General features: G+C 40.5%; 14 protein-coding genes. 8 read left to right on the plus strand and 6 right to left on the minus strand.

Translation table 11 applies throughout. The annotated features are described in order from the left end of the window. The first annotated feature begins 35 nt into the window (after positions 1-35). Together RMY00_RS07965 and RMY00_RS07970 are read left to right on the plus strand one after the other, a co-directional pair. A complete protein-coding gene (locus RMY00_RS07965) occupies positions 36-1,100 on the plus strand; it encodes a tetratricopeptide repeat protein (protein ID WP_322647022.1) in 1,065 nt (354 codons plus the stop codon). A gap of 100 nt (positions 1,101-1,200) precedes the next feature. Further along, positions 1,201-1,452 (plus strand): VIT domain-containing protein, encoded by a 252-nt coding sequence (locus tag RMY00_RS07970; protein ID WP_416212047.1) that lies wholly within the window; start codon positions 1,201-1,203, stop codon positions 1,450-1,452. 130 nt (positions 1,453-1,582) lie between these two features. Here the strand turns inward: RMY00_RS07970 and RMY00_RS07975 are convergent, their stop codons facing one another. Then, entirely contained in the window at positions 1,583-2,125 is a 543-nt protein-coding gene (locus RMY00_RS07975; protein WP_322647023.1) for a hypothetical protein, read from the minus strand. A gap of 495 nt (positions 2,126-2,620) precedes the next feature. On the opposite strand from RMY00_RS07975, the gene RMY00_RS07980 reads away from it, so the two are divergent. Next, on the plus strand, positions 2,621-3,256 hold the full coding sequence (locus tag RMY00_RS07980; RefSeq protein ID WP_322647024.1) for a triacylglycerol lipase: 636 nt from the start codon (positions 2,621-2,623) through the stop codon (positions 3,254-3,256). A gap of 44 nt (positions 3,257-3,300) precedes the next feature. On the opposite strand, the gene RMY00_RS07985 is transcribed toward RMY00_RS07980, so the two are convergent. Next, positions 3,301-3,732, minus strand: a complete 432-nt coding sequence (locus tag RMY00_RS07985) for a VOC family protein (protein ID WP_322647025.1) — start codon at positions 3,730-3,732, stop codon at positions 3,301-3,303. A gap of 521 nt (positions 3,733-4,253) precedes the next feature. On the opposite strand from RMY00_RS07985, the gene RMY00_RS07990 reads away from it, so the two are divergent. The 4 genes from RMY00_RS07990 to RMY00_RS08005 all read left to right on the plus strand — a co-directional run bounded on the left by RMY00_RS07990 (position 4,254) and on the right by RMY00_RS08005 (position 11,041). Next, positions 4,254-5,048: a TIGR00297 family protein gene (locus RMY00_RS07990; RefSeq protein WP_322647026.1), complete on the plus strand. Its 795-nt coding sequence runs from the start codon at positions 4,254-4,256 to the stop codon at positions 5,046-5,048. 440 nt (positions 5,049-5,488) lie between these two features. Further along, a complete protein-coding gene (locus RMY00_RS07995) occupies positions 5,489-6,271 on the plus strand; it encodes a peptidylprolyl isomerase (RefSeq protein ID WP_322647027.1) in 783 nt (260 codons plus the stop codon). Next, positions 6,220-8,922, plus strand: coding sequence for a type I secretion system permease/ATPase (locus tag RMY00_RS08000; RefSeq protein ID WP_322647028.1), 2,703 nt, complete (start codon positions 6,220-6,222; stop codon positions 8,920-8,922). The genes RMY00_RS07995 and RMY00_RS08000 overlap by 52 nt, the downstream gene beginning before the upstream one ends. Positions 8,923-9,364: 442 nt before the next feature. Next, positions 9,365-11,041, plus strand: coding sequence for a S8 family peptidase (locus tag RMY00_RS08005; RefSeq protein ID WP_322647029.1), 1,677 nt, complete (start codon positions 9,365-9,367; stop codon positions 11,039-11,041). A gap of 47 nt (positions 11,042-11,088) precedes the next feature. Here the strand turns inward: RMY00_RS08005 and RMY00_RS08010 are convergent, their stop codons facing one another. The 4 genes from RMY00_RS08010 to RMY00_RS08025 form a co-directional block, all read right to left on the minus strand. Further along, positions 11,089-11,265, minus strand: coding sequence for a hypothetical protein (locus tag RMY00_RS08010; protein ID WP_322647030.1), 177 nt, complete (start codon positions 11,263-11,265; stop codon positions 11,089-11,091). A 166-nt stretch (positions 11,266-11,431) separates the two neighbouring features. Next, positions 11,432-12,928 (minus strand): HlyD family efflux transporter periplasmic adaptor subunit, encoded by a 1,497-nt coding sequence (locus tag RMY00_RS08015; RefSeq protein ID WP_322647031.1) that lies wholly within the window; start codon positions 12,926-12,928, stop codon positions 11,432-11,434. A gap of 119 nt (positions 12,929-13,047) precedes the next feature. Then, complete coding sequence (locus RMY00_RS08020; protein WP_322647032.1) at positions 13,048-13,923, minus strand: SDR family oxidoreductase; 876 nt, start codon at positions 13,921-13,923, stop codon at positions 13,048-13,050. A gap of 474 nt (positions 13,924-14,397) precedes the next feature. Further along, positions 14,398-14,775, minus strand: coding sequence for a hypothetical protein (locus RMY00_RS08025; protein ID WP_229471105.1), 378 nt, complete (start codon positions 14,773-14,775; stop codon positions 14,398-14,400). A 128-nt stretch (positions 14,776-14,903) separates the two neighbouring features. On the opposite strand from RMY00_RS08025, the gene RMY00_RS08030 reads away from it, so the two are divergent. Continuing rightward, positions 14,904-15,092, plus strand: coding sequence for a hypothetical protein (locus RMY00_RS08030; protein ID WP_179071541.1), 189 nt, complete (start codon positions 14,904-14,906; stop codon positions 15,090-15,092). Positions 15,093-15,785 lie beyond the last annotated feature (693 nt).

Raw genomic sequence — 15,785 nt, forward strand, 5'->3', positions numbered from 1 at the left:
ATTTTGCGCGAGACACTGATCCAGTGGATTGAAACATGATTGAGCAAGTTGCGATCGCCTTTGAGCATAAAGATTATCAAACAGCTGCTAAATTACTCAAACAGCTGCTAGTAGAATCGCCAGAACATCCTTGGGTACAATTTTATCTCGGTCGGCTGCATGAAGTATCTGGAAAGCGCCAGGATGCAGAAAAAGTGTATCGGCAATTGCTGCGAGATACGAGGAATAGTAGAATAGTGACCCTCGCGCGTGAAGGTTTGCGGCGGCTACAAGAAATCGAACTAGAAGAAAGACAAAGAGCTATTTCCCAAGCAACAGCCGAAGGGAATAACAGCGAACTTGGGGTACTAGTTTTAGAGCCACTCAGTAACGAACTCAAAACAGAAGCTTCTCGAAAATTTGCCCAAATTATGCAGCTAGACCCCTACACTGCAAGGCTGTTACTGCCAAGTCGTGGCTGGAGGTTGTACCGCACTGGCCAAGTAGGAGAACTAAAATTTTACGGTAAACAGTTACAGCAGGCTGACATTCCTTGCTTTTGGGCAACAATAGCTCAAATTCAACAAATTCAAGTTTATCAAGTCAAATATTTCCAGGAATTTACTCCACAAGCTACTGTTATTTGCCGTAATGATCAAAATCAACTTGGTTCTCTCACCTTTGATTGGTCAGAAATCACAGCAAGAGTAGTGGGACTGTTGCCCATTTTTGAGGAAGTAGTAGATCGTGATGTACGCGGTAAACTAGAACGGAAAACTCAAACACAAGACTATGCTCAGTTTTGTGATTTACACATACCTGGTAGACGTTCCATTCTCCGACTTTATGATAATGGCTATGAATTTCAACAAGGATTAAAAATTATTTCTCAAGCTAGCCAAAATACAATCAGAATTAATTGGAATAGTTTATCAAGTTGGATTGAACAGCAATTACCTCAAGTCAAAATCTGGTCAGATTTCACGTCTTTTGCAGATACAACATTAGATCAAACAGAAATATTAAGTCATATCAAGTCTCACATCGATCTGTTTCGTAGAGAACAGACTAATTGGGATTCAGCTTTTCATTTGTATAGTGGACTGGTATTTGTTAAATAATTCGTAATACTCGCCTCCGGCGAGAAGCAAGCTACGTAATTTGTATTATCTACCTGAAGAACTCAGTTCATAAATCAAATTGGAGTGTTATATCAAATTTATGAATACAGTAAGTGATAAAAATCAACAAATAGGGGGTTTGTATGTCCAGTCTCCTCAAGGGGAGCAACTAGTTTTTCCGCTCAAGCATACAGAAGTTTTAGCGAAAATTGCAGGTAACTTGTCACGAGTTGAGGTGATCCAAAGCTTTGAAAATCCCTTCACACAGCCTTTAGAAGCAGTGTATATCTTTTCGTTACCTGATGAAGCGGCGGTGGATGATATGGAAATCAAAATAAAGCAGCAGTTGTAGTGGAGAAAATTAAGCGATCGCTCCTACTTTGGAGAGTTCCCCCATCTACAACTGGTAAAATTGTCTTAATATTGCGTATTCACACTTAACTTATTAAGTATAGAGACGCGAAATTTCGCGTCTCTATAATTTAACCAGGGGTTTTAACCTGACGTGCCATGTCTAAGTAAGCGCTCATATTCGCCCCTGGACGCCGACGACCATTAGAGCTAGTTGCTGAAGGAGCGAGATATTTAGGCGCAAAGGTAGTTTCCTTTGGCTCCTCTTTGAGAACTTTGGCTGCTGCGGCTTTTTCCTTTTTGCCAGGTTCAACTTTAAGACCCTCAGCAGTCTGAACAAGCGTAACATCGGCTGGTTTAGGATTTTTAGCTGGTTTTTCCTTAGTTTTAGCTGCGGCAGCTTTTGTTCCGTTCAATGAAGCTGGCTTGGATGCTTCTGGTGCTTCTGGTGCTTTTGGTGCTTCTGATATAACTGTCTCTGTTACTTTTTTAGCACTCGATACAACTGTCTCTGCTACTTTCTTTACGTTCGATGCTACTTCTTGAGCAGCATCTTTCGCAGCATCTTTGGCTTCGTCCAATTCCAAGAAGTAGCCGTTGCTTTTCTTCTTTCCTCGTAACAGCCCAGTAAAGAAATCCAAAATACCTGAAATTAACTTTTTGATAAAATCCATTACAATTACTCCTGCCTTTTACCTTTTATATTTGAAACTTGACCGTAATTGTTAAAAATTACGACAAAATGTTACATTTTCTACTTTGGGCCACCCCATTGTGGTGATAACCCTTATAGGTTTGTGTTTAATCAGCATTGTAGTAAAACTATAGGGCAAATCTTCTTTTGCAAGCACTTGCAACCTGTATATACCAAGAACTAATTATTAAATTTTACTGTAACTAAGAGCAAGATTGTGAAAGCAGGCTTTACAAAAATTAACATTTATTTGTTTGAAATTACTGATTGGAGAAAACAACCAGAGGGGGGAGTGTCATAGCCTGTTGCCAAATAGCGCTGGCTATAAGTTAAATTTTATACGAACTATCTTTGGAAGCATTTCAGTTTTGCAAAAATGTCTTTTAAAGCATCCGAAAAGTAACAGCTTCAGTTTGTAGAGCAGTATGTACCTACAAAAGTGAAACATACCCCTTAATTTAGCCAGATTTTGTCAATGAGCATTGAAAATCAACAACGTAATCCCGTTTTGTTAATACATGGGATTGACGATACGAGGGCAGTTTTCCAGAAAATGGCGGTTCACTTAGTATTACAGGGTTGGTCTGTACATTCTCTCAATCTAGTTCCTAATAATGGTGATGTCGGTCTTGATGAGTTGGCAAAGCAAGTAGCAGATTATGTTACAGCCACCTTTGCGCCAGAACAAAGCCTAGATTTAGTAGGCTTCAGCATGGGAGGAATTGTCAGCCGTTACTATGTCCAGCGACTCGGAGGAATTAACCGCGTTCAGCGATTTATCACAATCTCTTCGCCCCATCATGGAACCGTGGTTGCTTATGGTTCCCGGCGTCCTGGTTGCGTACAAATGCGCCCCGACAGCATTTTTCTTAAAAATTTAAATTCTGATGCTGTAATGTTGGGGCAGCTAGATTTTACATCTATCTGGACACCTTATGATTTGATGATTGTCCCAGCAAATAGTTCACAAATGTCCGTAGGAAGCGAAGTCATAGTACCAGTTCCTCTACACCCTTGGATGCTGACAGACCCCAGGAGTTTAGCAGTAGTTAAAGCAGCTTTAACAGAAGATATTAAGCTGCCCTTACTTAAAAAAGCATCTAGTCAGTAGCTAGAATGCTTGCCACCCTGGATTCATCTTTAATTACGAATTTTTCAAGCCCTATCGCCAATTTGCGTATGTTCGTAACTTCCAAAAATCGCCTCTGGGTGACGATAATACTTGAACTCCATAAGATTATAAAAAGGATCTTCTAAAAAGAAAGTGCGATGCTCAAGAGGAGAGCCAACAAAGCGGTTTTTGGTTTCCTCACGAAAAAGTAGCTGTTTTTGTTGTGCCTTTGTTAGTAAATCTTGCCAGTCACGTTCTTGGGTAAAAATTAGCCCAAAGTGTCTAGGATATATACTGTGTTGCGGTGTCAAGGGTTCTTTGGTGACGTGAGCCACTAATTGATGACCGTAGAGATTTAGAATTAGGGCGTGATGGTTTTCACGACCAGGAATGCAGCCCAACCCATCCATGTAATATGCTTTTGTTTGGGCAATGTCGGTTACAGGGAAAGCAAGATGGAATAAAGTTTGTCTCATAGCTTGTGTGGAAAAGACTAGTAGTTAATGCTATCTATAATTTATGCTGTTAATCTTGATTGTGGTCAACTTGAACACAGTTTTAATTGGCATTAACTTATATCCTTTATCCTTATGAATAAGATTGGGGACTGATTACCATTTCAGCCTAGAAATTGCTTTGAGTATGTTACGCACTCGAAGAGTCTACTCAACTAAACAGAAGTTTTGCATTTTGTTTAATGCATGTTCTTTAGTCAATATTCCAGTGTCTATCTAAGACATTGTTTATCGTTTTACACTCAGCTTTCAGGGTAATGCCTACGAAATTTAGTTAATAATACAAACATATTACTTTAGCTGCGGAGGTGTCAAAAATTAAGCACTAGTAAGTCACAGCGTAAATAGAGCAACCATTTAAAATCTCTAAAGAGCTTATTCCATAATACTTTTGACTTTTGACTTCCGACTAGCGGTACTAGGGGTAACAAATTAGTTATTCTGTTGATATTCAGACAAAATTACTCATTGATTAATTGCTGATGTCATCCTTAATTGATTCTGTTAATCCCTGGTTGGTGGCGATAGGATTAAACACAATTCTATTGGGTTTAGCTTGGATTGCTCCGAAAAAGCTGCTTACTCCTGCTGGATTATTCCACGCCTGGTTTCTGGCGATCCTAATTTGGGTAACTCTAGGCTGGCAAGGATATGCAGTAGTAATGTTCTATTTTCTTGTTGGTTCTGGCGTTACCCGCATCGGAATGGCGCAGAAGGAGGCTGAAGGAATTGCCGAAAAGCGTTCTGGGGCAAGAGGCCCAGAAAATGTTTGGGGTTCGGCTTTGACTGGGGCGCTGTGTGCTTTGGGAGTAGGGATAATAAATTCGGGATTTATTGTACCTAGTTCCCCTCTAGTCCCCAATCCCCAGTCCCTATTATTGTTAGCCTATGTAGCGAGTTTCAGTACCAAGCTGGCTGACACTACTGCTAGTGAAGTCGGTAAAGCCTATGGTAAAAGCACCTTTCTAATTACCACACTCCAACCAGTGCCTCGTGGTACAGAAGGAGCAGTAAGCTTGGAAGGGACTTTAGCTGGGATTGTGGCTTCTGTAGCGATCGCATTTGTTGGTTGGGGAGTTGGTTTAATTGATCTATTCGGAGTAGCTTGGTGTGTACTGGCAGCATTTATTGCCACTAACTTAGAAAGTGTGATTGGGGCAACATTGCAATCTAAGTATACCTGGCTGACCAATGAGGTGGTAAACATTTTTAATACATTAATCGGTGCGATCGCGGCTGTGATACTCGCCTGGATATGGATAAGCATAATTAAGTAGACAGGTAAGAATAAACGACTACTTGTTAATGTTCCGCATAGCAAAGGTTTTCCATGTTAGTTGCTACTTTAGTCATATCAGCAATCCAGTCACTCGACTTGTAGCAACTGGCATAGAAAACTGCAAGAAACTATTCTTGATATGTTTTGCTTTATTTTCGCCTATCTACTTACCTGATTATTTCTCTGAATTGATAAAGATTTGGTTACACAACTGATTTTGCCTTATAACTGATATTTTAAATCCTGTTTTGTCCCCACTAGACCGTAAAAGTAATCATGGGAAATTATTTTATTTACTAGTTATATAATTTTTTGACCATTTAGATGTAATTAATTCATAAAATCTTTATCATATTTAATCATTAATGACCAGATGATTTTTATATGATTTAATTTAAAAGTCGTATAAATGCTTAACCATTTTCACATAGTTAGTTCATGGAATCTTCATCATTTTTGACAATCAATGACAAAATAATTTCTATTGAGGAGGCAGTAAAGTACCTGCAAGCCTCTGGAAAATTGGGACAGTTCATTGGAGATATTCTCCGCCAGTACGTAATTGAAGAAGAAATCCGAACCCGAGACGATATTGAGATTGGTACAGCAATAACTGAACAGGCAATTATTGACTTTAGGCTGAAAAACCAACTGATTGACCCCCAAAGTTTTCAAGAATGGTTAAAAGCCAACAACACAGACTACACTACCTTTCATACATCAGTAGCTTTTGGTTACAAGTTAGAAAAGCTAAAAACTGTAGTGACCCAAGCAAAAATCCCAGAATATTTTATTGAACGCAAGATTTTTTTAGATCGAGTGGTACTTTCTCGGATCGTTGTTGATAATCAAGAATTGGCAGACGAACTACACACCCAAATTGAAGAAGGAGGTAGTTTTGAGCAACTAGCTAAAGAGTATTCCCTTTCAGATGACCGAATTGTGAACGGCATGATGGGAATAGTCAGCCGAGGAAGTATGCCAGATATATTACGGGCAGCTATTGATGTGGCCAGTCCTGGACAATTGATCGGCCCAATAGAAATCGTTGGCAAAGACTCTCCCCAAGGAGAAGGGCCTTATGGTTTGTTTCGAGTAGAACAATTTCTGCCAGCGTCTTTAGAAGATACTCAACTAAATCTTGCACTACAAAATGAGTTGTTTGAGAAATGGCTAGCAGAGAAAATTCAAAAACTGACAGTCAAATTACAAGTGAGTTAAATATTCTGGATAATGAATCTTTACGATTAAAAGTGCTAGCTTCTTTGCCTTGGAATCAGCCACCGTTATGTTGGCTGACTCCCGAACAACAATCCCGATTGGAAAAGGAGTCTCAAACTCGTCAGTATCGTCTTGGAGAGAAAATCTGGTCAAACGATGTTGGCGGTTATCAATTCTTAATTGTGGCTGGGAAAGTCCGCTTACGAGAAGAAGGCGTTGGTAAACCTTTAGCAGCCCTAGATGTGGGGGATTGGTTTGGTGACTTCCAAAAGCTATCTGGGGATTTTAAAGCTGTAGCTGCTAGTAAAGAAGTAGTAGTAGTGTGTTGGCATACAGCACTGTGGGCAGAATTTTCTAACCCACAAATTCAAGAATTCTGGCAAGTGTTACCAGTGGACGTGGAGAGAGAGAAAGACACATTTTCCTTTTCTTCGACTCCTTCACTAGCACCAGCCTCAGAGGGAACTTCTAGCCCCCATAGCCTCCAACCCCAAAGAGGACTTCCATCTGCAAATCTGATCGTCTCAAGTTATCCTTTTGTTGCTAGTTGGAATACTGCTGCTGCCTGTTTAACAATGGTGGCGCAACAGTTAGAAAATTCTGTGCAACTGGAATGGGTGCAGCGCCAACTCAGAGGACAACGCCCAAAACAGGTTGTGGAAGCAGGAGAAAAGTTAGGGTTAGTGTTGCGGCGGTTACAAGTGAGTTGGGGTGAGTTGCGACAGTTATCATTTCCAGCTTTACTGCTGTGGAATTCTGATTCACCCCAGAGTCCATCTTGGGTGGTGGCTTATGGAATTAAAGGCGATCGCTTAATTATCGCTAACCCTCTAAATCCCGATCGCATTTGTGAAAGCTTACCGCAGTCGATAGTTGAAGCGTCTTGGGATGGACGATTGTGGCAAGTAGAACTTATATCCCAGCAAGAAAAATTTAACCTTAGTTGGTTCACCCCAGCAGTTTGGAAGTATAAGGGATTGCTCACAGAAGTATTGTTAGCATCTTTTACCTTGCAGCTTTTGGGGTTAACAACACCACTAATTACGCAAGTCGTCATTGATAAAGTGATGGTGCAGGAGAGTTTGCCGACTCTCGATGTAATGGCGATCGCACTTTTGTTCGTAGCCATATTTGAGTCCGTACTTGGCATTCTGCGCTTATTCATCTTTACCCATACAGCTCGTCGTCTGGATTTGAGTTTATCTGCACAGCTATTTCGCCATCTGATGCGTCTACCATTAGCTTATTTTGAGTCGCGGCGCGTTGGAGACACAGTAGCACGAGTCCAGGAACTCGAACAAATTCGTCAGTTTCTCACAGGTACAGCATTAACTGTGATTCTGGATAGCATCTTTGCTGTGGTGTACCTAGCATTGATGTTTTACTATAATATCCCACTCACTTTTGTAGCTTTAGCAGTACTGCCACTATTTGCCACATTAACGATAGTTGCAACACCAATTCTGCGTAACTGGCTCAACGAAACCTTTAACCGGAGTGCCGATAGTCAATCGTTTCTAGTAGAGACAATCACCGGAATTCACTCCGTTAAAGCTCATGCAGCAGAACCAGTAGCCCGCGATCGCTGGGAAGGCTTATTTGCTCGCTTCATTCGCACAGGTTTTAAAGCTTCTACTACCTCCAATATCAGCAGCAATATTGGTGACTTCCTCACCAATTTTTCCACCCTGCTGATTCTCTGGTTTGGCGCGAAGTTAGTCATCGAACAAAAACTTACAGTTGGACAACTAGTTGCCTTTCAAATGCTCTCTGGTAGAGTCACAGGCCCACTTTTGCGCTTAGTACAGTTGTGGCAAACCCTCCAACAAGTGCTACTTTCTGTAGATCGCATTGGTGATATTCTCAACGTCTCTCCAGAAGCTGAACTGGGAACTGGTCTAGTTTTACCACCCCTAAAAGGTCAAGTCACCTTTGAGCAAGTATTTTTCCGCTACCGGCCAAACTTTGATGCCATTCTGCGGGGAATATCTTTCAATGCCGAACCAGGGCAATTTGTTGGCATTGTCGGACGTAGCGGTTCTGGTAAAAGTACTCTGTCTAAACTATTGCAACGCCTTTATCAAATTGAATCAGGACGTATCCTTATTGATGGTTTTGATATAAAAAGTGCCGATTTAGCATCACTGCGGCAACAAGTTAGTGTAGTTCTCCAAGAAGACTTTTTATTCAACGGTTCTATTTTGGAAAATATCACTCTCGGTAGTCCCGACATTACCGCAGAGCAAGTAGTAGAGGCGGCAAGACTAGCAGTAGCCCACGACTTCATCAGTCAATTACCCTACGGTTACGAAACTAATGTTGGCGAACGCGGTACCGCTTTATCTGGTGGACAGAGACAACGTATTGCCCTCGCAAGGCTATTTCTTTCTCAAGCGCCAATTTTAGTTTTGGATGAAGCTACCAGCGCTTTGGATAGTGAAACTGAACAACAAGTACTGCAAAACCTGCAAAAAATTTCTGCTAATCGTACCGTGTTTTTAATTGCTCACCGCTTTGCCCCTCTCAAACGTGCTGATTTGATTTTGGTGTTGGAGCAAGGCGTGATTGCTGAACGTGGTACACATTCACAATTGTTGCAACAAAAGGGTTTGTATTGGTCACTATATCAACGGCAGCAAGCAAACATTTAACTAATTTAAAGCTTGTGGCTACATAAAAGATAAACGTTTGAAAAGCGTTTTAAAGATAGCCTTTGGCGAATGGAGCATAACTCCATTCGCCATTTTAATTTTGATGGTTTTAATAATTACCCTCGCTCCAGCCTGAGTGGTGTAAATAATTTTATAGGCAGCGATCGCAGTCGTTTTAAAAGTAGTAACAGTTATAACGTTTTCTTCTTATTGTACTAGTGTACATTAATACACTTCAAAAATTTAAGATTTACTTGAGCAATTAACTTTTAATAAAAGCCATAGTTTTAAGAACATTTTTTGGTAATAAAATTAGCATTTTCTTATAGAATTTCATAGTAATTATGACAATAGAACTTATTCACATATTGAGTTTTTTTGAGCAAGATTTTAAAGCTTAAAACTGTCAAAAACCGATTGCTATCTTTGAGAAAAAATACTTATGCTCACTGATGATGTTAAGAACAATGTGTTGGCAACTCAACAGCTAAATGCCACTTCGATTTCCTCATTAGATAGCTTTAATACGAAAAATAGCCACAGCCTCAACTTCAGCAGTAGTAGCTATAACTCGACCGATGCTGATGTACACTTGCTAAATAATGGTGACTTCGAAAATAGCAATAACGCTACTAATAATGGTTTTAGCGCTCAAAGTTATAACTCCACCAATGGCTATGGCTTGATTAATGGAGCAGCAGCAGTGGCTAGAGCTATTGGTCAGAATACCTTTGCTGATGTTCCTGATCTTGGTGGCAATAATTGGGGAGCAGACCTTGTGAAAGCACCAGAAGTCTGGGCGCATGGATACACAGGGCAAGGTGTTGTTGTTGCCGTTGTAGATACTGGAGTTGACTATAACCACGAAGATTTAAAAAATAATATCTGGACGAATACCAAGGAAATTGCGGGTAACGGTATAGATGATGATGGCAATGGCTATGTTGATGATAATTACGGTTGGAACTTTGCCGATAAAAACAACAACACCTTAGATAACAACGGTCATGGTACTCATGTTTCTGGCACGATCGCAGGAGAAAATAATAATTACGGTGTCACTGGTATTGCATACAATGCCAAAATTATGCCCGTCAAAGTTTTAGATAGCTCTGGCTCTGGTTCCTATAGTTCCATATCTAAAGGTATTCGCTACGCTGTGGATAATGGAGCTAATGTGATTAACCTCAGTTTAGGAGGTGCTTATTCCAATCCTACTTTAGAGTCAGCCATTGACTATGCCAGCAGCAAAGGAGTGATTGTTGTCATGGCAGCAGGTAATGATGGCGACTCATCACCTGACTATCCCGCCCGCTATGCATATAAGTCGGGAATTGCTGTTGGGGCTGTGGATAAAAATAATAATCTAGCCGACTTCTCTAACCGTTCTGGAACAAATGAAATTGCTTACGTCACAGCCCCAGGAGTCAAGGTTTATTCATCAGTTCCGAATAATCAATATGCCACTTATAGCGGCACGTCTATGGCTGCTCCCCATGTTGCTGGTATAGTTGCCCTGATGCTTAGTGCTAACCACAACTTGACTGATGCCCAAGTCCGTCAGATTGTCACAGAAACCGCAGGAAATAGTACACAAAGAACAAGCTCTAATTTGAATATTTCTAATGTCAGTTCTCTGTCAAGTCAGCCAATTACAGAAACAGGAGAATATCTCACAACAAAAAGTATGTTTGGTTTCAATAATTTCGATTTTGGTTCTGGGATCAATCAGGTAATTACACAAGGCGCAAAATATCTGACGCCAGAGACTATTTCTAGTTTGAATAATTTCGATATTGCTTCTGTAATTGGTCAAAGAATTACACAAAGTGCAAGATATTTGACACCAGAGACTATTTATAGTTTGAATAATTCCGATGTTGTTTCTGTAACTAGTCAGGGAATTACAAAAACCACAAAATATCTAACCTCATCTGAAGGTAATGATACATTAGTTAATCCAGAATTATGGTCTCTATCTCTAGACTATAATAAAATATTCAGCGACATCAATATCAATAGTAATGAGAATAATGTTGATTATGGTAACCTAATTGAGCAAATGCAAAAACAATTAAAACAATTAGAACAGGTTAGAAAATACTTGGGTCTTGGTTGAAGATTATAGGGGTTTAGCATTGCTAAACCCTTAATACAAAACTAATACTATTTTAGATTTTGGATACTTCGACTTACCTCGGCTCCGGTTCCATTGAGCAAAGTCGAGATGCTCGGCACGAGTCGCGGTTCCTGAGCGTAGTCGAAGGGCAGTACAAGTTTTAGATTTTGGATTGGAAACCGCTTAGTATATCTGGGTTTTCTCTGTCCATCTGTCGCAATCATTTTTTAAATTGGTATAAGCTGATGCGCGAAAAGAATTGTATATTTTGACTAATTGACTGTCCTAAGTCAATTAGTCATTTGTCCTTCCTTTGAAATACAAATAACTAATGACAAATGACAAATGACAATCCTCACCAGTAAATATACAACTTAAATACGTAATAGCTTACCTGACTGAAAATGCCTCACTGAAGCGTCGCGTCACAGGCTCAGTAATGAATGTCAAAATTGACTTTTTCCGAGTGACAATTTCACCTGAAGCAGACATACCTGGTGTAAATTCTACTTCTTGACCCCGGACGTTAACTGAGTGTTTATTTAGCCTAATTCTGGTGGGAAAAACTAAGCCTAATTCTTTATCAACAATTGCATTCGGACTGACTTGCACAACTTCTCCATTCACAGTGCCAAATTCCTGGAAAGGGAAAGTCGCCATTTTTACTTTTGCCTTCATTCCTTGACGAATAAAGCCAATATCGCGGTTGAGAACTTTCACCTCTAGGAGCATTTCTTCGCCTTCTGGCAAAATTGATAGCAATTCTTCACCTGATTGCACTGGCCCCTTGGTGGCTTTAACTCTGTAAATTGTACCGGCAACAGGAGCTTCAATGGTTTCTAAAGCTTGCTGCTTTCTCGCTTGTTCTAATTGACCTTGAACAGTTGTCAGTTCTTCTTTACGCTTGTTGTACTGGGTCAAAATTTCACTTTGGCGTTCTGATGCTACACGTTGGGCTTGACTGCGTGCAGCATTGTAAGCTTGTTCTGCTTGGCGAATTTCTTGGACTTGAGCAGCAATATCTTGTTCTAACGATGTGACTTTATCTTGAGCCTCTGTGATTTTATTCTGGGCGTTAGTCACTTCATCTTGCGATCTAGTAATTTCTGTCTTTGCACGAGTTAATCTTTCTTGAGCATCTAAGTAATCGACACGAGGTACAGCCCCAGGAGTCATTAAGCTACGTAGGCTTTTTTCTCTTTCTTCGGCAAGTGCCAAATTACTTTCAATTTTAATTCGGATGCTGTCTGCGTTGGCAAGGTTAGTTTTGGCATTGGCAACGCTGCTTTTAGCATTAACTAAGTTGTCTTGCAACCGAGTCAAACGGACTTTGGCTTGATCTATCAGTGATTTTTGGCGATTTGCTTCTGCTTCCGCCCCTGCTTGCCGCGCTTGGAAGTCTTGCAGGCGAGAACTTAAAAGTTCATTTTGCAGTTTTGTCCCAGTAGTTTTGCTTCCGGTGCGTTCTGCATCCAAACGTTGCAAATCTTCCTGAATCAATCTACTAGATTTTGCTAGGCGGGAAACATCAGTTATTTGCAAGTCTGGATCTTTTTGAATTAGAACTTGACCTTTAGTAACGCGATCGCCTTCTTTGACTTTAACAGCAACAATTGACCCCCCACCCAAGGATGTCACAGGTCTTACCTGTGTGGAAGCAATTAATTCTCCTGGTGCTGTTGCTACTTCATCTATTTGCGAAAAGTACGCCCAGGCGATCGTTCCAAATACGATAACGCTCATCGTTCCCGCTAATAATCTCGTGTAGAGGGGTGGCAATTCCTGTACCGCTTTCCCCAACTCGTAAGTAAGTTGTTCCTCTGGTTGGGCGAATCGCTCTTTTGTCTGACGTGCTTGAGCAGCATTTACAGTTAGGGAAGATTTCATAGAATTTTAAATTTTAAGAATGGGGAGTGGCGAATGGGGAGTGGCGAATGGGGAATGGGAGAATGATTTATTATTTATAGTGTTTTTCTTCACCCTACTCCCTACTCCCCACTCCCCATTCAAACTGCTAGATAACGCCGCAAAAAACTTTCTAATGTTTCCAACTGGAAGTTATAAATTGCTTCTAAATTGGTAATTTCATCTTTTGTACAGAAAAATTCATTTGCTAGCAATGTACGATAAGTTCCCAAAGTCTTTTGGATTTGGGGATTAATTAAACCCAATGCACTCTGTAACCCATCAATGGCAAATAGTGGTGAGTTAATTATTACTGGTTGTTTGTTGAAGATCCGGCCAAAAATCCGGGGAATATCTTCTCGTAATAAAATTTCCGGCCCTCCTACAGGTAAAATCTGGTTGCGAGCGCCTTCAACTGTCACAGAATCCACCACTATCTTTGCTAAATCATCGGTACTGACAATTGAAGTACGGTTTTTGCGATCGCCAATTAGCAGATACAATCCCGTTTCCCGAAATTGTTCTACTAATGGCAGCAAGTTAGATGCTAATCCAGATGGGCGTAAAATAGTGTAATTTAAGCCACTAGCTGACAAATATCGCTCTACTGCTCGTTTGGCTTTAAATACAGGAGCATCTTCATATCCGCGATCGGCTCCTAGTACAGAAATAAAGACAAAATGCTCTACACCATTAGCTTTTGCTTGGTCTATTAGTTCAATATTGGCGCGGTAATCTAAAGAAAGAGCATCGCTATCAGAACCGTGGGCGCTGATAACATACTTGACACCCCGACTAGCTTTCTGGATATCTCTTTCTTCTAGCAAGTCACCGATAAAGATTTCTGCACCCCGGTGTTCTAACTCGCTATAGCGCGAGGTCAGGCGGACAAATCCCCTTACAGACTGTTCTCGTTGTCGGAGAAGTCGCACAACTCTGCGACCAATTCCTCCCGTTGCTCCAGTTATTAGAAACATATAAATACCTAAATTGAATAGTTACAAGGTTTATATAGGGGTTCGCTCGTTTGTATGCAATACACTTTGACCTCACTTTCATTCCTCTCTCCTTTTAGGACTACGGTGTACACACAAGTTATCGAATCACTACCAGTCCTTGAATTACCCCACCCTAACCCTCCTCTTTACAAGGGGAGGGAACAAGAATCTCTTTTCTCCCCAGTAAGTTTTCCTCAAGAAACTCAAAGGATTCTCTTGTAAAGAGGAGGGAACAAGAATCTCTTTTTTCCCCCCTTTACAAGGGGGGATTAAGGGGGGTAATTCGGCTTGTGTATACACAGTAGCCTTGTAGGAGAGGGTTAGGGAGAGGTAGGGAAGGGGTTGGGGGTTAGGTCTTTATTAGCCAATAAGTCATACCTTATTTATCTTAATCTCAAAAAATTATCCCCCACATCTTTGTAAATGCAGGGGATAGGGTAAATGGGATTAGTTTTACTGGCTCAACAAGTCAACAGCTTGTTCAAGCGACATCTTAGCCTTGTGCAAATTCAGCAGGTTCTCCTGGTCGTATCGGTCAGGATAGCTCATTTTCCTGCCCTCCAAAGTTATCCGAATTAGTGCTGCTTGCTCATCTGTGGGTGAATTCATCTCTTCTATAGCAGAACTGATTATCTGGATAGCGTTAAAGTTAGGGAATTTTAATCCTTTACCTTGCTTCATTTGTTGCAGGGCTAAAAGTGGAAATGCCATCAGAGTTACGATGTACGAGGTTTTGTATCCTGCATTGCCAGTTGGTTTGATGCCATATCTACGACACAAGTCGCGTAATTCTTTAATAGTCTTGATTTCAAGTTCGGAACGCGTGAACATAAAATAGTAGTGTCCATTTTTGACATTGGATATTGGTGGTTGTACTTCCGGCAAGTTGTAGCAACCACCAAAAAACAATCTATTGTTTTGGCACCAAGTAAATCAAGCCTTGTTTATATTTCTCAATAATGCCTAATCCTAAAGGGAATCCACAAAATTTACAACCAATTAAATCAAATAGAGAAGAATCATTAACAGAGAGAATTAACCTACGCATTACCAAAACTATGAAGGAAGAACTATCCACCAAAGATGATCCTCCAGAATTTTGTCGTCGTGCAATTCAGGAAGCGTTAGATAAAGATAGAGAAAAGTAATCTCAAAGGGATAGTTGTCACAAGTGTGTAAATTACTGGAATGAGTCAGCAATTAAGCATATTGAAAAAGCAATATGCTTGATTGCTTGCGGAAAACACCGAAATGAGAAAGTAAACTGGGGTTTGAGAAAGTCAAAGTTCCTTTTGCTTGCGGAAAACACCAAAATGAGAAAGTAAACTGGGGTTTGAGAAAGTCAAAGTTCCTTTTGCTTGCGGAAAACACCAAAATGAGAAAGTAAACTGGATTAATGAAAAAGGTGTAGTTTATAACACTTCAGCGCTAGAGGGACACCTCCCGCTTTTCGGATTTAGTGAGGCGTGGTCAGATTGGGGAAGTGGAGCTCTCTTCTCGCATCAAGACTTGTGAAAGGTAACATTTAAGCACTTCAGATTTTTATAAATATTTGTAATAGGGTTGTTTTCTACGAGTTAATCAATATTTTGGTGAACGAGTCATAAACCAATACAATTCAGATAAGACCAAAACACTTGTAGAGACGGCGATTTATCGCGTCTCTGAACCATATTTAGTCATAAACAATTCGTAATTAAAAGTTTTCCCAATTTAAAATCCCCCCACATTTTTGTAGATGCAGGGGGAGTATTAACAATTTAAAATTGTTTCACATGGGTATTTAAACGCTTTATCCCTCTTCTGTCACTCTCCGGGAGGGCGATCGCTAGAAGCCTGAT

It is taken from the genome of Nostoc sp. ChiVER01 (assembly GCF_034531155.1).
Lineage (GTDB): Bacteria > Cyanobacteriota > Cyanobacteriia > Cyanobacteriales > Nostocaceae > Nostoc.